Raw genomic sequence first — 18,584 nt, 5'->3', positions numbered from 1 at the left:
GTCTCCTGAAAGATTTCCATGTGCATGCCATGCACATTCGGGGTTGCCCTTTGATCTAGACCAAAGTCGGGGCAAGGTCACGCCCGATGATCGAAGATTCGCCCTTTGTCGCGGCCGCGCCGGTGCTGGTGCCGATGCCGGCCGAACGGCCCTACACCTACGCTGTGCCCGCCGGCATGCGCGTGGTGCCGGGCTCGATCGTGCGCGTGCCGCTGGGACCGCGCCAGGTTGCCGGCATCGTCTGGGATGGCGTGACCGAACAGGTCGACGCCAGGAAATTGCGGCCGATCGAGCAGGTTTTCGACTGTCCGCCGATCGACCGCGGCATGCGCCGCTTCGTCGACTGGCTGGCGCAATACACGCTGTCGCCGCCCGGCATGGTGGCGCGCATGCTGTTGCGCGCGCCGGAGGCGTTCGATCCCGAACCATGGATCGAGGGCCTGCAGCGGACCCTCGTCATGCCCGACCGGATGACGGATGCCAGGACGCGCGTGCTGGAGACGGCGGAAGGGGGGCTTGCCTGGACGCGATCCGGCCTCGCGCACGCGGCGGGCGTGTCGTCGACGGTGGTCGAGGGACTCAAGGCGCAAGGCGTGTTCGAGACGGTGATGATCCCGCCTCGACCGGTGGTCGCCGCGCCCGATCCCTCCTACGCCATGCCGGAGCTGATGCCGGACCAGGCAGACGCGGCCGCCATGCTGCGCGCCAATGTCGCGGCCGCTGCTTTCAACGTCACGCTGCTCGACGGCGTCACCGGCTCGGGCAAGACGGAAGTTTATTTCGAGGCGGTGGCGGCAGCCCTCGACCAGGGCAAGCAGGTGTTGATCCTTTTGCCGGAGATCGCGCTGACGCATGCCTTCCTCGAACGCTTCCAGCAGCGCTTCGGCGCCAAGCCGGCGGAATGGCATTCCGACCTGCCGCCCCGAATGCGCGAAAAGGTCTGGCGACAGGTGGCGGAAGGCGGCGTGCGCGTCGTCGCCGGCGCACGCTCGGCGCTGTTCCTGCCGTTCCGCGAGCTCGGGCTGATCGTCGTCGACGAGGAGCACGACCCTGCCTACAAGCAGGAGGACCGCGTCTTCTACAATGCCCGCGACATGGCGGTGGTGCGCGGCCATATCAGCGGCTTCCCGGTGGTGCTGGCGTCGGCGACGCCATCGGTCGAAAGCCGGGTCAATGCGCAGCAGGGCCGCTACAGCAGGGCGGTGCTGTCGGCGCGCTTTGCCGAAGCCGCGCTTCCCGATCTCAAGACGATCGACATGCGGCGCGCGCCGCCGGCCCGCGGCGGCTTTCTGTCGCCGCTGCTGATCGACCAGATGCAACGTACGCTGGAGAAGAAGGAGCAGTCGCTGCTGTTCCTCAACCGGCGCGGCTATGCGCCGCTGACGCTGTGCCGCGTCTGCGGCCACCGCTTCGGCTGCCCGGTTTGTTCGGCCTGGCTGGTCGAGCACCGCTTTCGCGGCCAACTCGTCTGCCATCATTGCGGGCACAATGAGAAGCGGCCGGAGGCTTGTCCGGAATGCGGCACGCTCGACCATCTGGTCGCCTGCGGGCCTGGCGTCGAGCGGATAGCTGAAGAAGTCGTGGCGCATTTCCCCGACGCGCGCACGATCGTCCTGTCGTCCGATTTGATGGGTGGAGTGCGCCGGCTGCGTCTGGAGCTCGAGGCCATTGCCAATGGCGAGGCCGACATCGTCATCGGCACGCAGCTGGTCGCCAAGGGCCATAACTTTCCCAACATGACGTTGGTCGGCGTCGTCGATGCCGATCTCGGCCTCGCCAATGGCGATCCGCGCGCCGCCGAACGGACCTTCCAATTGCTCAGCCAGGTGACTGGACGCGCCGGCCGCACCGGCAAGAAGAGCCTCGGCCTGCTGCAGACTTTCCAGCCGGACCATCCGGTGATGCGGGCGATCGTCTCGGGCGATGCCGAGGCCTTTTACGAACGCGAGATCACTGAGCGCGAACGGGCCGCCCTGCCGCCCTTCGGCAGGCTTGCCGGCGTCATCGTCAGTGCGGTGACGCGGGCCGAGGCCGAAGGCCACGCGCGCGGCCTGCGCCGTGCAGCACCCCAGGCCAGCGACCTGTTCGTGCTCGGCCCGGCCGAGGCGCCGCTGTCGCTGCTTGGTGGGCGCCATCGTTTCCGCTTGCTGATCCAGGGTGAAAAGCGCGCCGACATCCAAGGCTTCATCCGCACCATGCTGGCCGAAGGGCCGAAGCAGCGCGGCTCGGTTCGCGTGCAGGTCGACATCGATCCGCAGAGCTTCTTGTAAGCACAAAGGCTGACGACGCCGCCGGCTGCCCTATGCCGTTTTGTCAAGAAAGCTCAACATCTTAGCGCCGGCTAAAATGCGCGCCGTTCATGTACCCGGCTCCCATCCGTTCGCTGACTAATCCTGATTTGAAAAGCCACAAAATAAATGTTGACTCGTTTTATCATGAATTATAACTGGGCCTTTCCGCTCTGGCGCTGGGGACCAGGGCATAGATGGGGACAGCATGCGCAGATTTTTCAGTACGCTTCTTTGGTCATCGGCTTTGGGTTCGTCGATTATGGCAGGCGCGGCGTTTGCCCAGGAAGCCGCTCCGACGGACCAGCAGGGAGCCACCGTGCTCGATCAGATACTGGTCACCGGCCGCAATGAAAGGTCGATTTCCAGCGTCGCTCAGTCTGTCCAGGTCGTGGAACAGGAACAGGTCGAGGAAGCCGCGCAGGAAAATATCGACGCCGCGACCCTGATCAGCCGCATCGTCCCCGGCTACGCGCCACGCAACCAGACCATTTCCGGCGCTTCGGAAACCTTCCGCGGGCGCAGTCTTCTCATCATGGTCGACGGTGTGCCGCGCAACACACCGCTGCGGGACGTCTCACGCATCCTGTCGATGATCGACCTGAATTCGGTCGAGCGCATCGAAGTCATCAATGGCGCGTCCAGCCTTTATGGCGCCGGCGCCACCGGCGGCACGATCAACTTCATCACCAAGCGCGGCGACAGCGACAAGCCGAAGGTGACGGTGCGCACCGGCGTCACCGCCTTCACCGAAAACCCCGGCAAGTCGGCCGGGCCAAGCACCAGTGTCTCGGTCGAGGGCAAGAAAGGCGATTTCGACTATTTCTTCTCGGCGTCCGGTGATCTGTCGCGCCGCACCTATGACGGCCACGGCAACGAGATGGCTTCGGACGCCATGCTTGGGCAAGGCGGCGGCGACCGCACCGGCACGGGCAATCTCTTCGGCGTGGCCGGCTACCAGTTCGATTCCAGGCGCTTCGAGGCCAGCGTCGACTGGACCTATGCCAACCAGAAGCCGGACTGGTTCACCGATTACACGACCAATCCCGTCTCCCCGGATTTCGGCGATCCCTATGAAGGCAAGCCGCTGAAGGAAGATTCGAAATATCTGACCGCCAAATACACCGACAGCGACTTCGCGCTCGGAAACCTCGAGGTCAAGGCGTTCTACAACGACATCTTCAAGCAGTCGCCCTTTACCAAATTCTCGGCCGTCAACAGCCAGGTGTATTTACCGACGAACCCGACGCGGCCGGTGATCCTGCCGCCGGGTACGGACCCGACCGCCGACTTCAACCAGACGGCGCTGCAATCGCGGCGCAGCGGCGTCAACCTGACCGTCAACACGCCGATGGACTTTATCACTCAGGGCAGCACGCTGACCTGGGGCGCCGACTACGTCTTCGATGCCACCGATCAGCAGCTGACCAACGGTCAGGACGCCATCTCGCCCACGACCCAGAACTCGGTCGCCTTGTTTGCGCAGGGCGAAATTCCGGTGACGGATCGCTTTCGCATCAGCGGCGGCGCGCGCTACGACCAGTTTTATCTCAACGTTGAAGACTTCACCCGGCCTGCCGCTGCCGTTCTGCTAGGCCGGAACATTATCGGCCTGCCGGCGATCCAGGTGACCGGCGGCTCGTTCGACTACGACGCCGTCACCTTCAACGCCGGCGCCGTCTACGATCTGACCGAAAGGATGCAGCTTTTCGGCAATTTCTCGCAAGGCTACAGCCTGACCGACATTGGCGGCTTCACCCGCCGGGCCGGGTTGAACTCCAACGCCGAAACCTGCGACGCCTATGGCACCGCCATCCGGCCGCTGCTGCCGTGCACCAACGCGCCGGATTACGCGATCAGCTATGCCGATATCGCGCCTGAACCCCAGCTGGTGAACACCTGGGAAGCCGGTCTGCGCGGCGATTGGGGCGACTATCGCGGCGGCGTCAGCACCTATCTGTCGACCTCGGACAACGGCGTCAGCTACGACATCGTCAACAACCGGGTATCGCAGCAGAAGGAACGTATCTGGGGCGTCGAAGCCAATCTCGAGGCAGACCTCAGCGGCATGTTCACGCTGGGCGGATCGGTCGGCTATGTCGAAGGCAAATACGACGCGGATCGCGACGGCCACATCGAAGCGAACGAGTATCTGCCGAACAACCGTGTCCCCTCGACCTACAAGGGCCTGGTCTATCTCACCACCCGTTTCGAGAACGAGCTGACCCTGCGCAGCGAGTTGGAGCTGTTTTCCGGACGCGACCGCATCGCCACCCAGGAACTGGACGGTGCAGCACTGGTCAATCTCGCCGTCTCGAAGACGTTCGGCAATGAAAGCGTGCTGAACCTTGCCGTGCGCAATGTGTTCGACACCTACTACATCAACCCTTCCGCATCGGCGACCCGCGGCGCCGACGTTCCGGGTCTGGGACGTTCGGTTGCGTGGTCCTACCAGATCACATTCTGAGGGGCGGCGGTGGCGGTGTCTCTCCAACGAAACGGTGCATTGGTCTCGCTGCTGGCAGAAGCGCCAGCCGATCCGGCGGATGGCGCGCGCTATATCGAGGCGCTCGGCCGCCTTTCGCAGGAACGGGAGCCGTTCGTGCTCCTGGTCGATATCCGCATCGAGATCGCGCTGAGCGACGCCCAGCGCAAGGCGCAAAACCTCTGGTACAAGGCGGAACGCGAGCAGCTCGAAAAAGCCTGCCGCGCCTGTGCGCTGGTGCGCCCCGCCGCCGACGAGAACATGCAGCGCGTCTGGCAAAGCCTGTTCGGCTTTCCAGTGCTCGTCACCCGCAGCCGGGCGGAGGCCGGCGCCTTCCTGAACGGTTACGCACCGAAGGACTATGTCAAATGAGCGCCGACGCAGACCGGCCGGCGCCCGCCGGGCTTTCGCGCCTGCGGCTTTTCGTCGTTCTCGCCTGCCTTTATCTGGCGCAGGCCATCCCGAGCTATCTGTTTGCCGCGGCGATCCCGCCGATCCTGCGCGAGCAAGGCGTGTCGCGCACCGCCATCGGCATGATGGCGCTGCTGATGCTGCCGCTGGTGCTGAAATTCCTATGGGCGCCGCTGGTCGACCGCTTTCGGCCAATGGCCCGCGCCCATCGCGCCGGCTGGGTCATCATCACCCAGATCGGCGTCATCGCCGGCATCGCCGCCATGCTTTGGATCGAGCCGACCGATGTCGCCGGTATCTTTGCCGTCGGCCTTGTCGTGAGCCTGTTGATGTCGACCCAGGACATCGCCACCGACGGCTACGCGGCCAAATATCTCGACCCGAAGGACAGGCCGATCGGCAATGCGATCCAGGGCGGCGCCGTCGCGCTCGGCGTCGTTCTCGGCGGCACGCTCGGCCTGTTGGCTTATCATCATGCCGGCTGGCAAACCATGGTGGCCATGGTGGCCGCGCTGTCCATCATCCCGCTGGTCGCCGCCTTCGCCATGCGCGAGACCGATCCCGTCGCCAGCGCGCTGCAGGCGGCCATCGACCGCCCCTCGATCATGCGTTTCCTGCGCCGGCCCGAGGCACGCCAGATCCTGTGGATCGCGCTCATCTACCGCGCCAGCGAGGGGCTGGTGAAGTCGATGGAAGGCTCCTATCTCGTCGATGCCGGCGTGCCGCTCGACATCATCGGTTATCTCTCGGGGGGTGCTGCGCTCACCGTCGGGCTTGGCGGCTCGGCGTTGGCGGCGTGGCTGCTGCACAAGCGCGGCGCCGCCTCGGTGCTGGGCCTGCTCGGCGCGCTGCGCACCATCTGCTTCCTGATCTTCGCGCTGCATGCTTTCGGCACTATTGCCGGCTTTTGGCCGATCTTCGGCGCCTCGTTCCTGCAGACGCTGGTGCGCTACATGGAGATCGTGGCGCTCTATAGCCTGTTCATGGCCGTGACGTCGTCGGACCAGCCGGGCACCGACTTCACCATCCTGTCCTGCGCCCAGCTTATCGTCTACCTCGTCGGCTCCATGCTTGCCGGGCGCCTCGCCGACATGCTCGGCTACTCCGCGCTGTTCACCCTGGCGACCGTGCTGTCGGGCATCGCCGTGGTGGCGACCTATCGCATGTTGAATGCCCATTTCGCCGATACCGCAAAAGCCCAACCGGGTACTCCGATGCCGCCATTGCCGGAGCTCGCCGAATGAGCGCGGTTTGGCTAGTGCTTGCGAACCATGGCAGCGAGACAGGCAGCGGCCAGCGCCAGCGCCGCGCAGTCGGCCAGCGGCGCAAAGGGCCAGAGCGTGAAGGCAAAGCCGCCGGCCAATGCGCCGATGCTCTGGCCGAGCACATGGGTGCTGGTGAGCCAGCCGGCCGCCGCGCCCTGCTCGCCGGGCTCCAGGCGCTTCATCAGCCAGGCGGTGTAGCCGGGTGTCGCCAGGGCAATGCCGGCCGCCGCCACCACCAGAGACGCTGCCGAGGCAACATGGCTGGCCGTGACGGCCAGCGCCGTCATGCCGACGCAAACCATGAGACAGCCGACGACGACGCTGTTGCGCTCCGCCAGCCGCAGGCGCGCCATGAGCAGTCCCTGGACCAGAACCATGACGATGGCGACCAGCATCAGGGCCAGGCCGGTCACCGTCGTGGCCTGCGTCGCACCAAGGCCAAAACGCTGCTGGGCCATCGGGCCGAGCATCATCTGCACCTGTCCGAAGCCGAGCGTCAGGCACAAGCCCATCGCCAGGCAAGGCAGAGCGCGGCGATCGAAGGGCGATATTCCACGGCCAACGTCGGCCGCCCTGCCGTCGGTCCGTCCGCCGGCTTCCCCTTTGCCCCGCGCGAGCCACAGCAACAGCGGGCTGAACAGGAACAGGATGGGCGGCAGCAGCGGCGACAGGACGGCAGCCGTTGCCGCCAGCGCGCCGGCCAGCCGCCCCATGCTGACGCCGGCGCCAAGCAGTCCCAGCGCGGCCTGTCGCCTGTCATCGGCAACCGAGCGGCTGGCCCAGACCTGCGCCGTCGGCATGACGCCGGACGCGGCAAAACCGTACACGGTTCGCGAAAGCATCAGCAAAGCGATGCCCAGCGCGGCTCCCGTGCCGGCTATCAGCAGAATGGCGAACACCGCCTGGCCGGCCAGCATGGCGAGGCCGAGCAAGCGCAGCAGCCTGGCATGGCCAAGCCGCTCGCCCATGCGACCCCACAGCGGCGAGCCGACCAGAAAGGCCGCCGCGCCGACAGCAGTTGCCGCGCCGATGGCAAACGTGTCGAGCCTCAGCCGCTCCATCACCAGGGGAACGAGCGATACGAAGGCCGACTGGCCGAAGCCGATTGCCGAGACCGCGATCGCCAGGCGGCGCAGAAGCGAAGATCGATTTTTCATACCGGTCGTCATAAGACCAAGCTTATTTCTTGTTTATAATAGTTAATCAACATAAATGTTTAAAGACGACGACTTATAGATGTAATCTGCAGTATTATTAGGATTTATCGAGATGCACATGGAACAAGTAGGACCAGAATCTTCCTCTGCATTAAGCCCGTTACTCAACGCGTTGCTGCGGGAATGGAATGGCTGGGAATTCGTCGACGCCAGGCAAACCGCGCTGTTTCGGCCGCAGGCAGCCGTGCTGCGTCTGAATTTCCCTGCCTCGCGCGCGGCGGTGCTCGTCGAAGCGCGGCATCGCTCGAAGGTCGGTTACCACGATTTAGCGATGCCGCTCTGGCGCCTCGATATTAGTAACGAGGGGGCCGATGGCGAAGCGACCGAGATCGACCTTTTCAGCCTTTTGGCGCTGATCCTGGCGGATCCCGACATTGCCGGCCGGGCGACAGCGAAAAGCCGACTGACCTTCCTGCGCCGCAGCCTGGCCAGCATCGCCGCAATCGCTGACGCGACTGCGGCGCGTGGATCGTCGCGGCCCTTCTCCGAAGGCGATCCTGATTTCATCGATGCCGAAAGCGCCCTGCGCTTCGGCCATGCCGTGCATCCGGCGCCGATGAGTCGCGAAGAGTTCACGCACACGGATTCCGCGCGCTTCGGGCATGAATACTGCAATGCGTTCAAACTGCGCTGGTGGGCCGTCGACCCGACCATCCTCACTGGGGGCAGCGTCGAGCCGCTAGATGTCACCGAGATGGTCCGCGGGCTTGCCGCCAGCGATCCGCAGCTGCTTGCTCGGGCTGGCAAGCAACAGGGCAAGGTTCTCGTTCCGATGCATCCGTGGCAGGCCGTACGGCTCGTGCTGGAAGACCCCGTCGAGCGCCTGTTTCGCGCCGGCCGTATCGTTGATGTTGGGCTCGGCGGACCAGCGTGGCGGGCCACGACCTCGCTGCGCACGGTTCATTCAGCTGAAGCCGAGTGGATGCTGAAATTCTCGCTCAGCCTGCGCCTGACCAATTCCAGGCGCATCGTCGAGGAGCATGAGTGCCGGCGCGGCCTTTCGGTGCACCGGCTGGTCAAGGGCAAGCTCGGCTATGCCTTGCAGCGGCGCTGCCCGACCATGACGGTGCTGGGTGAGCCCGCCTGGTTCGGCCTGCGTGACGAAGACGGCCGGCTGATGACGGATACCATCGTCTCGTTTCGCGAAAATCCGTTTCGCGGCACGGGCAATCCGTCGGCTGCCGTTCTCGGCGCGCTTTGCGAGCGCCATCCCGGCCGTACCGAAAGCCATCTGTCCGACCTGGTCCACCGTATCGCCCGCGACGAGAAGCGACCTGTCGAGGAAACGGCGCGTTTGTGGTTCGAGCGTTTCCTTCATGCTGCCATCGAGCCGTTTATCGTTGCCTTCTCGGAATTCGGCCTGCTGTTCGGCGCCCATCAGCAGAACCTCGTCGTCGGCCTCGCCGGCGGCTGGCCGAATGCGCTCTATTTTCGCGACTGCCAGGGCACCGGTTATGTCGAGGAATTCCTGCCCAGGCTGCGCGAATTCCTGCCCGAGGCCGGTCAGGCGGGCGATCATGTCTTCCCAGCGGAAGCGGCCGCGAAGCTGTTCGGCTACTATCTGGTCGTCAATGGCGCTTTCGCCGCCGTCGCAGCCCTTGCCGCCGCTGGCCTCACCAACGAAGACGATCTGCTGGCGATATTCCGCCGCTCGCTCGAGCGGCTGGCCGCCACGCCGATGGCTGACCGGTCCTGCGTCGACTATTTGCTCAACGCGCCGACGCTGGCTGCCAAGGGCAATTTCCTGATCGCGCTGCGCGACATCAATGAGAACACCGAGGTGACCGATCCGCTGGCCGGTTACGTCGAGCTTCCCAACCCCCTGTATGTGAGAGAATACGCATGAACATCGAGGCTGCGAAAAACTGGTCACCCGCCACCGTCGCCGGCAACGAAGGATGGCAGCATCTGGCCTCGGCCGCGGAGCCGCTCGCCATCCGTGCCGGCGATGGCCATGTCAGCCTGGTCAACGCTGAGGGAACAGCGGTGGGACAGGCCCGCATCTCCATCGCGGATGGCCGCCTGCTCATCGATGACGTCGCGTTCACGGGAGGCCGTCTCGATCAGCCGCAGGTCCTGGCGGGCCTCGTTGACGCGGCACTGCGCCTGCATCCTACCTTCGACCGCGCCTTCCTGCCGGCGGCCAAGACGCTGTGGCCGGTTTCGGCGCTGGCTACCGAGACGGTTCCGGGTGAACCGGAACGCGCCGTCATCCATCGCTCGGTCCTGCGCCAGCTGCCGCTGCTGTGGCGCAGCCAGGCCTCGCATGTCACCTATCCGGCATTGATGACCGCTATCGGCCCGCAAGACCGGCTGCCGCCATTGCGCCAACCGCGCCCCTGCGGCCCGATGTACGAACGCTGGATTGCCGAGCTCGGTCTCACCGTGTCGTTGGGTCCGATCGATCGCCGGACCGATCTCGACCTCTTCCATCGCTGGATGAACGATGGCCGTGTCGCCTTCTTCTGGGAACTTGCCCAGAGCCATGAGGATCTCGACAAATATCTCGCCGAGCAGGAAAGCGATCCGCATATTTTCGGCGTCATCGCCAGCTTCGACGGCGAGCCGACCGGCTATTTCGAGTTCTACTGGGCCAAGGAGGACCGGCTCGGGCCCTATTATGAGCCGCTCGACTGGGACCGCGGCTGGCATGGGCTGATCGGCAATATGCGCCATCTCGGCCGGCCGAAGACGCTGTCACTGTTCCGCTCCGTCACCCACTATCTGTTCCTCGACGAGCCGCGCACGCAGCGCGTCGTCGGCGAGCCACGCGCCGCGCACCAGAAGATGCTGAGCTATTGCGCCGGCGCCGCCTACGACAAGGTCAAGGAGTTCGACTTCCCGCACAAGCGCGCGGCGCTGGTCTGCTGCGAACGCGAGCGCTTCTTCCGCGAGGTGCCGCTGTGACGGTGCAGCAACCGATTGCCAAAGCGGGGGAGGCGACACGCTGGGCCGCGATCAACCGCGACGCCGTCGCCAAGGCCATTTCCGAACTGACCTTCGAGGAGTGCCTGTCGCCGCGCGAGCTTTCGCCCGGCCGATGGGAGCTGACGCCCGGCCCCGGCGTGACCTATCGCTTTGCCGCGACGCGGCGCCTGTGGGGCCAGATCGCCGTCCGTCCGGAGACGCTGACTCGCGACGCCGGCATCGAGCTGCCGGTCGACGATGCGGTCGCCTTCTTCGCCGACGCGCGCGAGACGCTCGGCATGTCGCCGGCAACATTCTGCACCTATGCGAAGGAGCTTTACAACACGCTGATGGCCGACATGCGGATCGCCAAGGCACGCGGCAATCGACCGGCCGCCGATCTAGCCGCGCTGCCGGATACCGAGTTGCAGGCATTGCTCGACGGCCATCCGAAGGCCCCTGCCAACAAGGGACGGCTTGGCTGGGGACGGGACGACTTCGAGCGCTACGCGCCAGAATCGGCCACCGCATTCCAGCTCTTCTGGCTTGCCGCCGCCAGCGATCGCTGCCTGCTGGCGCTTGACTGCGGGCTCGACGAAGAGGCGCTGCTGCAGGCCGCACTCGGCGACTACGAGCGCGCAAGGCTCGAAGCGGCTTTCAGCGCCGCCGGGATCTCGCGATCGACGCATAGGCTGCTGCCGGTCCACCCCTGGCAGTGGCAGGCGATGATCGCCTCGCAATATGGTAGCGAGATCGCCGCCGGCCGGCTGGTGCCGCTTGGCCAGTTCGGCGATCCGTTCCTGCCCTTGCAGTCGCTGCGCACGCTTGCCAATGTGGCACGGCCCGAGGCGCTGCACGTCAAGCTGCCGCTGACCGTCCTCAACACCTCAGCGTGGCGCGGCGTGCCGGGCAAATACATGGCGATCGGCGCCGATCTGTCGCGCTGGCTGGCCACGGTGGCGGCCGCGGACCCGGTGCTCAAGGACGTCAAGGTGCTGAAGGAAGTCGCCGGCGCCTTCTATCCGCATCCGCACTATACCGGCGTTGAAGGCGCGCCCTATCAGTTTTGCGAGATGCTGGGCGCCATATGGCGCGAAAGCCCCGAAAAGGATCTGACAGCGGGCCAGCGGCCGATGATGATGGGCGCCCTGCCGCAGCGCGACGCCCACGGCAGGCCGATCGCCAGCGCCCTGATGGAGCAGTCCGGCCTTGGTCCGGAGGCATGGCTCGATCGCCTGTTCTCCACGGCCTTCGTGCCGCTCTACCACTTCATGTGCCGTTACGGCGTCGGCTTCATCGCCCATGGCCAGAACGTCACCATCATCCTCGACGGAGCGACGCCTCTCGGCGTGGCGGTCAAGGATTTCCAGGGCGACCTCGATCTCGTCGACCAGCCGTTTCCCGAACTGGCCGGCCTCGACCCCAAAATCCTGTCGACGCTGAAGCGCCGGCCCCCGGCACATCTTCTCCAGCATCTGCAAACGGGACACATCGTCAGCGTTCTGCGTTTCCTGTCCGAGGCGCTGGCCGCCTATGACCGCTTCGACGAGAGGACTTTCTACGCCATCCTCGCCGGCGCCATCCGGCGCTACCAGGCGCAGAACACCGAGCTGGCGGAACGGTTCGTGCTGTTCGATCTGTTTGCGCCGAAGATTCCGCGCATCGCCATCAACAAGGTGCGCTTCGCGATCGGGTACGGTGACAGCGGCGAACGCCCTCTGCCGGACCTCGGCACACCGCTCGACAATCCGCTTAACCCCGAGTCAGCCCGGCGATCTCCCATCAGCCCAGCCAGCTCCATAAGGAGTTCGCCATGACCCATACGCTTGACCTCGCAGGCATCGGCATCGGGCCGTTCAATCTCAGCCTCGCCGCCCATCTCGATGCGGTGGACGGCGTCGAAGCGCGCTTCTTCGATCGGGCGACGCGGCTCGAATGGCACCCGGGTATGATGCTGCCGGGCGTCGAACTGCAGACATCCTTCCTCAAGGATCTCGTCACCGCGACGCATCCGACCAGCCCATGGTCGTTCATGTCCTATCTGGTCGCGCAGAAGCGGTTCTATGAATTCCTCAACGCGGATTTCTCAGCCATCCCGCGGCCGGAATTCGCCCGCTATCTCGGATGGGTCGGCGAGAACTTGTCTTCGCTGCGCTTCGCCAGCGCCGTCGACCGGATCGACTTCGACGGAACGAATTTCAGGCTGCGTATCGGCCGCGAGCAGGTGAACGCGCGCAATCTCGCCATTGCCGTCGGGCTGGTGCCCAACATCCCCGCCTGGGCGCGGGCGGCGGCCTCCGATCAATGCTTCCACAACGCCCAGGCCGCCAACCGCCTCGATCGCCTGAGCGGACAGCGTGTCGCCGTGATCGGCGGTGGCCAGAGCGGCGCCGAAGTGCTTCTGCATCTGATCTCCTCCGACCGCTTCGCCGGCCGCGAAATCGAGTGGATCTCGATGCGGCCGAATTTCCTGCCACTGGACGACTCGCCTTTCACCGACGAACTCTTCACGCCGGGCTATGTCGAAAGCTTCCATCGGCTGCCGCAAGGGCGGCGTGAGACGATCCTGGAACAGCAACTGCTTGCCGGTGACGGCGCATCGACGAGCACACTGAAGGCGATCTATCGCCAGCTTTACACGCTGCGGCACCTCTCGGAGGAAACGACGGCGGTCAACATGACGCCGCACCGCGAAGTGCTGAACGTGACGCGGGAAGGCAGCGAATACCGGCTGATCATGCGCAACGGCTTCGACGGCGCCATCGAGACGCGCACCGTCGATGCGGTGGTTCTGGCCACCGGCTATGCCTTTGCCATTCCTGATTGCATGGCGCCGCTCATGAACAGGATCGCGCTGGACGAGCGCGGTCATTACAGGCTCAACGCCAGCTTCGAGGTCGAATGGGACGGGCCCGACGACCGCCGGATCTACGCGCTCAATGCCGGCCGGCTCAGCCATGGCATAGCCGAGCCGCAGCTCAGCCTGATGGCTTGGCGCAGCGCCAAGATCGTCAATTCGCTGCTCGGGCGGGCACAGTTCGATCTCGATCTGCCCGATCCGCCGGTTGCCTGGAGTTCAAGGCACACGACACAAAGCCTGCATCATCTCGGCGCCAATGCGAGGATGACCGAATCGGGCGCGCGGTGATGTTTGTGGAGGCGGGCCGAAGAGCGTGGTACGGCGCGCGTTAAGGTTGACATCGACCCGTAAAGCTTTTCTGTGAGAGAGATCGTTCGGTCCTGCTCGAGGCTCAGCGCATGAAAACCCTTGGCCTCATCGGCGGCATGAGCTGGGAATCGACGGCGATCTATTATCGCCTGCTCAACGAGATCGTGCGCGAGCGGCTGAGCGGGCTGCATTCGGCAAAGCTGTTGCTCTATTCCTTCGACTTCGCCGAAATCGCCGACCGGCAGCATCATGGCGACTGGGACAGTGCGGGCGTGCTGCTGGCGGATGCGGCGCGCAAGCTGGAGGCGGGCGGCGCAGAGGGGCTTTTGATCTGCACCAACACCATGCACAAGCTCGCCGACCGGGTGCAGGCGGCGGTGTCGATCCCGCTTATCCACATTGCCGACGCCACGGCCGTCGCGGTCAAGGGCGCCGGCGTCAAGCGGCCGGCGCTGCTGGCGACCCGCTTCACCATGGAGCAGGATTTCTACAAGGGCCGACTGACGGAGAAATACGGGCTGCAGCCCGTGGTGCCGGACCAGGCCGGGCGCGACATGGTGCACCAGGTAATCTACGACGAGCTCTGCCGGGGCATCGTCAGCGCGGCATCGAAGGCGGCCTATATCGACGAGGTCGCCCGTCTGCGGCGCGATGAGAAGATCGATGGCGTCATCATGGGCTGCACCGAGATCACCATGTTGATTGGCGAGCGCGATTTCGACATTCCGGTGTTCGACACCACGCGCATCCATGCCGAGGCGGCGGTCGCATTCATGCTGCCCTGAAGGGCCAAAACAGAGATCAGGGCTGGGCGGCCACGGCGACATTGCCGCTGCCGACCACTTTCAGCTTCCATCGATCTGCTTCCGTGCCGGCCAGATTGAGGTGCCCGGTCAGGAAATAAAGGCGATCGGTGTCGGGGCCTTTGGCTGTGCAAAACCGGTCCTGCAGATAGGAGTGAGGCGTCGCCTGACAATACAGGTTGGCCACGATGCTGGCCGGACGCGCGCGCGGCCTAAACAGCCTTCCGCTCCTTCACGAATTGCGTGCCAAAACTGCCGCGCGCTTGACTTCTTTTTGCAGCGACATTCAATACATCCGGCATTGCTGTGAGGGGATGAAAGCAAGATGGAATTTGCGTTTCCGTGGCCGACCAGCCAGGGCGAATGGCTGGCTTGGTCCAGCGCCGTCGTCACCTTGGCGCTCGGTCTGCTGTTTTTCCTCGCGCCAGGGCTGGCATTTCGGATTCTGCGGCTGCAGGTCCGGCCCGAAAGGGCAGCGGCAATCGCGGAAGGGCGCGGCCGGATGTCGGGCTTCTATCTCGGCGTCAGCCTGTGCTGCATTCTGTTGGCGCAGCCGTGGCTCTATATGGCACTCGGCTTTTCCTGGCTGTTCACCGCTTTTGGCCGTTTGCTGTCGATGATGTCGGACGGCGCCAACACGCCTTTCAACTGGGCGTCGATCGTCGTCGAACTCGTCCTGGCCGCGTTGCCGCTTGCCTTCGTCTTCGGCTTTCTGCCCTGAATCGGCAGCCAATCCAAAGGCTTCGGTTGAACTCTGCGGCCGGATGCGACAATAGTGCCCGAAAAGCATGCGGGACGACGCATTGCGGTCTTAAAATGCCTGTGCTAGACGGCAATCGACTTTCGGCCGGGGATAGCGGAAGCCGCGCCTCCGTGCTTGGAAAAACTTAGTAAGGTCAAAGATTTAGCCAGAGTTTTTGCTCGCGCCAACAATCTGCGGCCCCTCAGACAAGAGAAAAGACGGTCCGTGGCTCAATCGTCATCGCCAATCTCGGGTGTCGCAGAACGCTACGCGGGTTCGCTGTTCGAACTTGCGCGGCAGTCGAATTCGGTGGCCAAGGTCGAGGCCGACCTCGACAGTTTCGCCAGGATGCTGGATGACAGCGCCGACCTGACGCGCCTCATCAACAGCCCGGTGTTCTCCAGCGAGGACCAGGCCAAGGCAATCGCGTCGATCGCCGACAAGGCCGGCATCACCGGCCTGACCGGCAATTTCCTGCGCGTCGTCGCCCGCAACCGCCGGCTCTTCGCGGTGCCCGGCATGATCAAGGCTTTTCGCAAGATCGCCGCCGAACAGCGCGGTGAGACATCAGCCGAGGTCACTTCGGCGCATGAACTGACGGCTGCCCAGCAGACCGAACTCAAGGCCGCGCTGAAAGGCGTCGCCGGCAAGGACGTGGCCATCACTGTTACCGTCGATCCGTCGCTGCTCGGCGGGCTGGTGGTCAAGATGGGCTCGCGCCAGATCGATACGTCGCTCAAAACCAAACTCAATTCGCTCAAGCTTGCACTGAAAGAGGTCGGCTGATGGACATCCGCGCCGCGGAAATTTCCGCAATTCTCAAAGACCAGATCAAGAATTTCGGCAAGGAGGCCGAGGTCTCCGAAGTCGGCCAGGTGCTGTCCGTCGGTGACGGTATCGCTCGCGTCTACGGCCTCGACAATGTCCAGGCCGGCGAAATGGTCGAATTCCCCGGCGGCATCCGCGGCATGGCGCTCAACCTCGAAGCCGACAATGTCGGCGTCGTCATCTTCGGCGCCGACCGCGACATCAAGGAAGGCGACATCGTCAAACGCACCGGCGCCATCGTCGATACGCCTGTCGGCATGGGCCTGCTCGGCCGCGTCGTCGACGCGCTCGGGAATCCGATCGACGGCAAGGGCCCGATCAAGGCGACCGAACGCAAGCGCGTCGACGTCAAGGCGCCAGGCATCATCCCGCGCAAGTCGGTCAACGAGCCGATGTCGACCGGCCTCAAGGCCATCGATGCGCTGATCCCCGTTGGCCGCGGCCAGCGCGAGCTGGTCATCGGCGATCGCCAGACCGGCAAGACCGCGATCATCCTCGACACGATGCTCAACCAGAAGGCCGTGCACGACAACGGGCCAGAAAAGGAAAAGCTCTACTGCGTCTACGTCGCCATCGGGCAGAAGCGCTCGACGGTCGCGCAGTTCGTGAAGGTTCTCGAAGAGCGCGGCGCCCTTGAATATTCGATCATCGTCGCCGCCACAGCTTCCGATCCGGCGCCGATGCAGTTCCTGGCGCCGTTCACCGGCGCCACCATGGGCGAATATTTCCGCGACAACGGCATGCATGCGCTGATCAGCTATGACGATCTGTCGAAGCAGGCCGTCGCCTATCGCCAGATGTCGCTCTTGCTGCGCCGCCCGCCGGGTCGCGAAGCCTATCCGGGCGACGTGTTCTACCTGCATTCGCGCCTGCTCGAGCGCGCCGCCAAGCTCAACGACGATCTGGGCGGCGGTTCGCTGACCGCGCTGCCGATCATCGAGACGCAGGCCAACGACGTGTCGGCCTACATCCCGACCAACGTGATCTCGATCACCGACGGCCAGATCTTCCTCGAAACCAACCTGTTCTTCCAGGGCATCCGTCCGGCGGTCAACGTCGGCCTGTCGGTGTCGCGCGTCGGTTCGTCGGCGCAAATCAAGGCGATGAAGCAGGTCGCCGGCTCGATCAAGGGCGAGCTCGCGCAGTACCGCGAAATGGCTGCGTTCGCGCAGTTCGGCTCCGATCTCGACGCCGCCACGCAGCGCCTGCTCAACCGCGGCTCGCGCCTGACCGAACTGTTGAAGCAGCCGCAGTTCTCGCCGCTCAAGGTCGAGGAGCAGGTCACGGTGATCTTCGCCGGCGTCAACGGCTATCTCGACAAGCTGGCGCTGAACCAGGTCGGCAAGTTCGAGCACGGCCTGCTCAGCCATATGCGCTCGGCCGGCAAGGACGTGCTGGACGGCATCCGCAAGGAAAAGGCGCTGTCGGACGATCTGCGCGCCAAGCTGAAGGCCGAGATCGACGCCTTCGCCAAGACCTTCGCTTGAGAAGAAGCCGGACGCTCGGGATCAGGTTTGAAGCATGCCTTCATTAAAAGACCTTCGTAACCGTATCGCCTCGGTCAAGGCGACGCAGAAGATCACCAAGGCGATGCAGATGGTCGCCGCGGCGAAGCTGCGTCGCGCGCAGGAAGCAGCGGAGGCGGCGCGTCCCTATTCCGAGCGGATGGGTGCGGTGCTGGCCAATATCACGCAGGCGATCGGCGGCGGCGGCGATGCCCCGGCGCTGATGACCGGCACCGGCAAGGACGATGTGCATCTGCTCGTCGTCTGCACGGCCGAGCGCGGCCTGTGCGGCGGCTTCAACTCGCAGATCGCACGTCTGGCCCGCGACCATATCCGCCGGCTTCTGGCCGACGGCAAGCAGGTCAAGATCATCTGCGTCGGCAAGAAGGGTTTCGACATTCTGCGCCGAGACTATGCCTCGCTGATTATCGACCGCGTCGACCTACGCGATGTCAAGAAGCTCGGCTTCGTCAATGCCGATGCGATCGCCCGTAAGATCATCCATCTGTTCGGCGAAGGCGGCTTCGATATCTGCACGCTGTTTTATTCGCAGTTCAAGTCGGTGATCAGCCAGATTCCGACCGCGCAGCAGATCATTCCTGCCGGCGTGGCTTCGGCTCCCGCCGAAGCGACCGCCGGTGGCAATGCCGTCTACGAATACGAGCCGGAGCCGGGCGAGATCCTCACCGACCTCATTCCGCGCAACATCTCGGTCCAGGTCTTCCGCGCGCTGCTCGAAAACGCAGCCGGCGAGATGGGCGCCAAAATGAGCGCCATGGACAATGCAACGCGCAATGCCGGCGACATGATCAACAAACTGTCGATCACCTATAACCGCCAGCGGCAGGCGCAGATCACCAAGGAACTGATCGAAATCATTTCGGGCGCCGAAGCGCTCTAGGCGCGACCGCCAGGAGGTCATCGACCTTCTGATGGAGCGTGAGAAACAAAGGACGAGAAGGGT

The 18,584-nt window shown here is 64.5% G+C and carries 15 protein-coding genes; 13 read left to right on the top strand and 2 right to left on the bottom strand.

Features of this window, described 5'->3' with window-relative positions; genetic code table 11:
• Positions 1-86 precede the first annotated feature (86 nt).
• The 4 genes from AC3EML_RS02335 to AC3EML_RS02320 all read left to right on the top strand — a co-directional run bounded on the left by AC3EML_RS02335 (position 87) and on the right by AC3EML_RS02320 (position 6,428).
• A complete protein-coding gene (locus AC3EML_RS02335) occupies positions 87-2,270 on the top strand; it encodes a primosomal protein N' (RefSeq protein WP_352520810.1) in 2,184 nt (727 codons plus the stop codon).
• 280 nt (positions 2,271-2,550) lie between these two features.
• Entirely contained in the window at positions 2,551-4,755 is a 2,205-nt protein-coding gene (locus tag AC3EML_RS02330; protein WP_352520811.1) for a TonB-dependent receptor, read from the top strand.
• A 15-nt stretch (positions 4,756-4,770) separates the two neighbouring features.
• On the top strand, positions 4,771-5,145 hold the full coding sequence (locus AC3EML_RS02325; RefSeq protein ID WP_155923829.1) for a hypothetical protein: 375 nt from the start codon (positions 4,771-4,773) through the stop codon (positions 5,143-5,145).
• Positions 5,142-6,428, top strand: a complete 1,287-nt coding sequence (locus AC3EML_RS02320; RefSeq protein ID WP_352520812.1) for an MFS transporter — start codon at positions 5,142-5,144, stop codon at positions 6,426-6,428. Before AC3EML_RS02325 ends, AC3EML_RS02320 begins: the two co-directional genes overlap by 4 nt.
• Before the next feature lie 11 nt (positions 6,429-6,439).
• Here the strand turns inward: AC3EML_RS02320 and AC3EML_RS02315 are convergent, their stop codons facing one another.
• Entirely contained in the window at positions 6,440-7,606 is a 1,167-nt protein-coding gene (locus AC3EML_RS02315) for an MFS transporter (protein WP_352514888.1), read from the bottom strand.
• 172 nt (positions 7,607-7,778) lie between these two features.
• On the opposite strand from AC3EML_RS02315, the gene AC3EML_RS02310 reads away from it, so the two are divergent.
• The 5 genes from AC3EML_RS02310 to AC3EML_RS02290 all read left to right on the top strand — a co-directional run bounded on the left by AC3EML_RS02310 (position 7,779) and on the right by AC3EML_RS02290 (position 14,527).
• Positions 7,779-9,512: an IucA/IucC family protein gene (locus AC3EML_RS02310; protein ID WP_352520813.1), complete on the top strand. Its 1,734-nt coding sequence runs from the start codon at positions 7,779-7,781 to the stop codon at positions 9,510-9,512.
• Entirely contained in the window at positions 9,509-10,573 is a 1,065-nt protein-coding gene (locus AC3EML_RS02305) for a GNAT family N-acetyltransferase (RefSeq protein WP_352520814.1), read from the top strand. The genes AC3EML_RS02310 and AC3EML_RS02305 overlap by 4 nt, the downstream gene beginning before the upstream one ends.
• Positions 10,570-12,390 (top strand): IucA/IucC family protein, encoded by a 1,821-nt coding sequence (locus AC3EML_RS02300; RefSeq protein ID WP_050588639.1) that lies wholly within the window; start codon positions 10,570-10,572, stop codon positions 12,388-12,390. The genes AC3EML_RS02305 and AC3EML_RS02300 overlap by 4 nt, the downstream gene beginning before the upstream one ends.
• A complete protein-coding gene (locus AC3EML_RS02295; RefSeq protein ID WP_050485873.1) occupies positions 12,387-13,721 on the top strand; it encodes a lysine N(6)-hydroxylase/L-ornithine N(5)-oxygenase family protein in 1,335 nt (444 codons plus the stop codon). Before AC3EML_RS02300 ends, AC3EML_RS02295 begins: the two co-directional genes overlap by 4 nt.
• Positions 13,722-13,831: 110 nt before the next feature.
• A complete protein-coding gene (locus tag AC3EML_RS02290) occupies positions 13,832-14,527 on the top strand; it encodes an aspartate/glutamate racemase family protein (protein ID WP_023726135.1) in 696 nt (231 codons plus the stop codon).
• A 16-nt stretch (positions 14,528-14,543) separates the two neighbouring features.
• On the opposite strand, the gene AC3EML_RS02285 is transcribed toward AC3EML_RS02290, so the two are convergent.
• Complete coding sequence (locus AC3EML_RS02285) at positions 14,544-14,732, bottom strand: hypothetical protein (RefSeq protein WP_023726136.1); 189 nt, start codon at positions 14,730-14,732, stop codon at positions 14,544-14,546.
• Between the two features lie 138 nt (positions 14,733-14,870).
• Here AC3EML_RS02285 and AC3EML_RS02280 point away from each other — a divergent pair, with 138 nt between their 5' ends.
• The 4 genes from AC3EML_RS02280 (at position 14,871) to AC3EML_RS02265 (ending at position 18,521) form a co-directional block, all read left to right on the top strand.
• Positions 14,871-15,266, top strand: a complete 396-nt coding sequence (locus AC3EML_RS02280) for an AGROH133_08824 family phage infection protein (protein WP_023684099.1) — start codon at positions 14,871-14,873, stop codon at positions 15,264-15,266.
• Between the two features lie 246 nt (positions 15,267-15,512).
• Positions 15,513-16,073 (top strand): F0F1 ATP synthase subunit delta, encoded by a 561-nt coding sequence (locus AC3EML_RS02275; protein ID WP_023688887.1) that lies wholly within the window; start codon positions 15,513-15,515, stop codon positions 16,071-16,073.
• Positions 16,073-17,602: a F0F1 ATP synthase subunit alpha gene (gene atpA / locus AC3EML_RS02270; RefSeq protein WP_023684101.1), complete on the top strand. Its 1,530-nt coding sequence runs from the start codon at positions 16,073-16,075 to the stop codon at positions 17,600-17,602. Before AC3EML_RS02275 ends, atpA begins: the two co-directional genes overlap by 1 nt.
• A 34-nt stretch (positions 17,603-17,636) precedes the next feature.
• Complete coding sequence (locus AC3EML_RS02265) at positions 17,637-18,521, top strand: F0F1 ATP synthase subunit gamma (RefSeq protein WP_023668672.1); 885 nt, start codon at positions 17,637-17,639, stop codon at positions 18,519-18,521.
• The last annotated feature ends 63 nt before the right edge of the window (positions 18,522-18,584 follow it).

Source organism: Mesorhizobium sp. P170090 (assembly GCF_057786115.1).
Note: the sequence above shows the minus strand (reverse complement) of the source record. Positions and strands in the feature narration are given on the sequence as shown.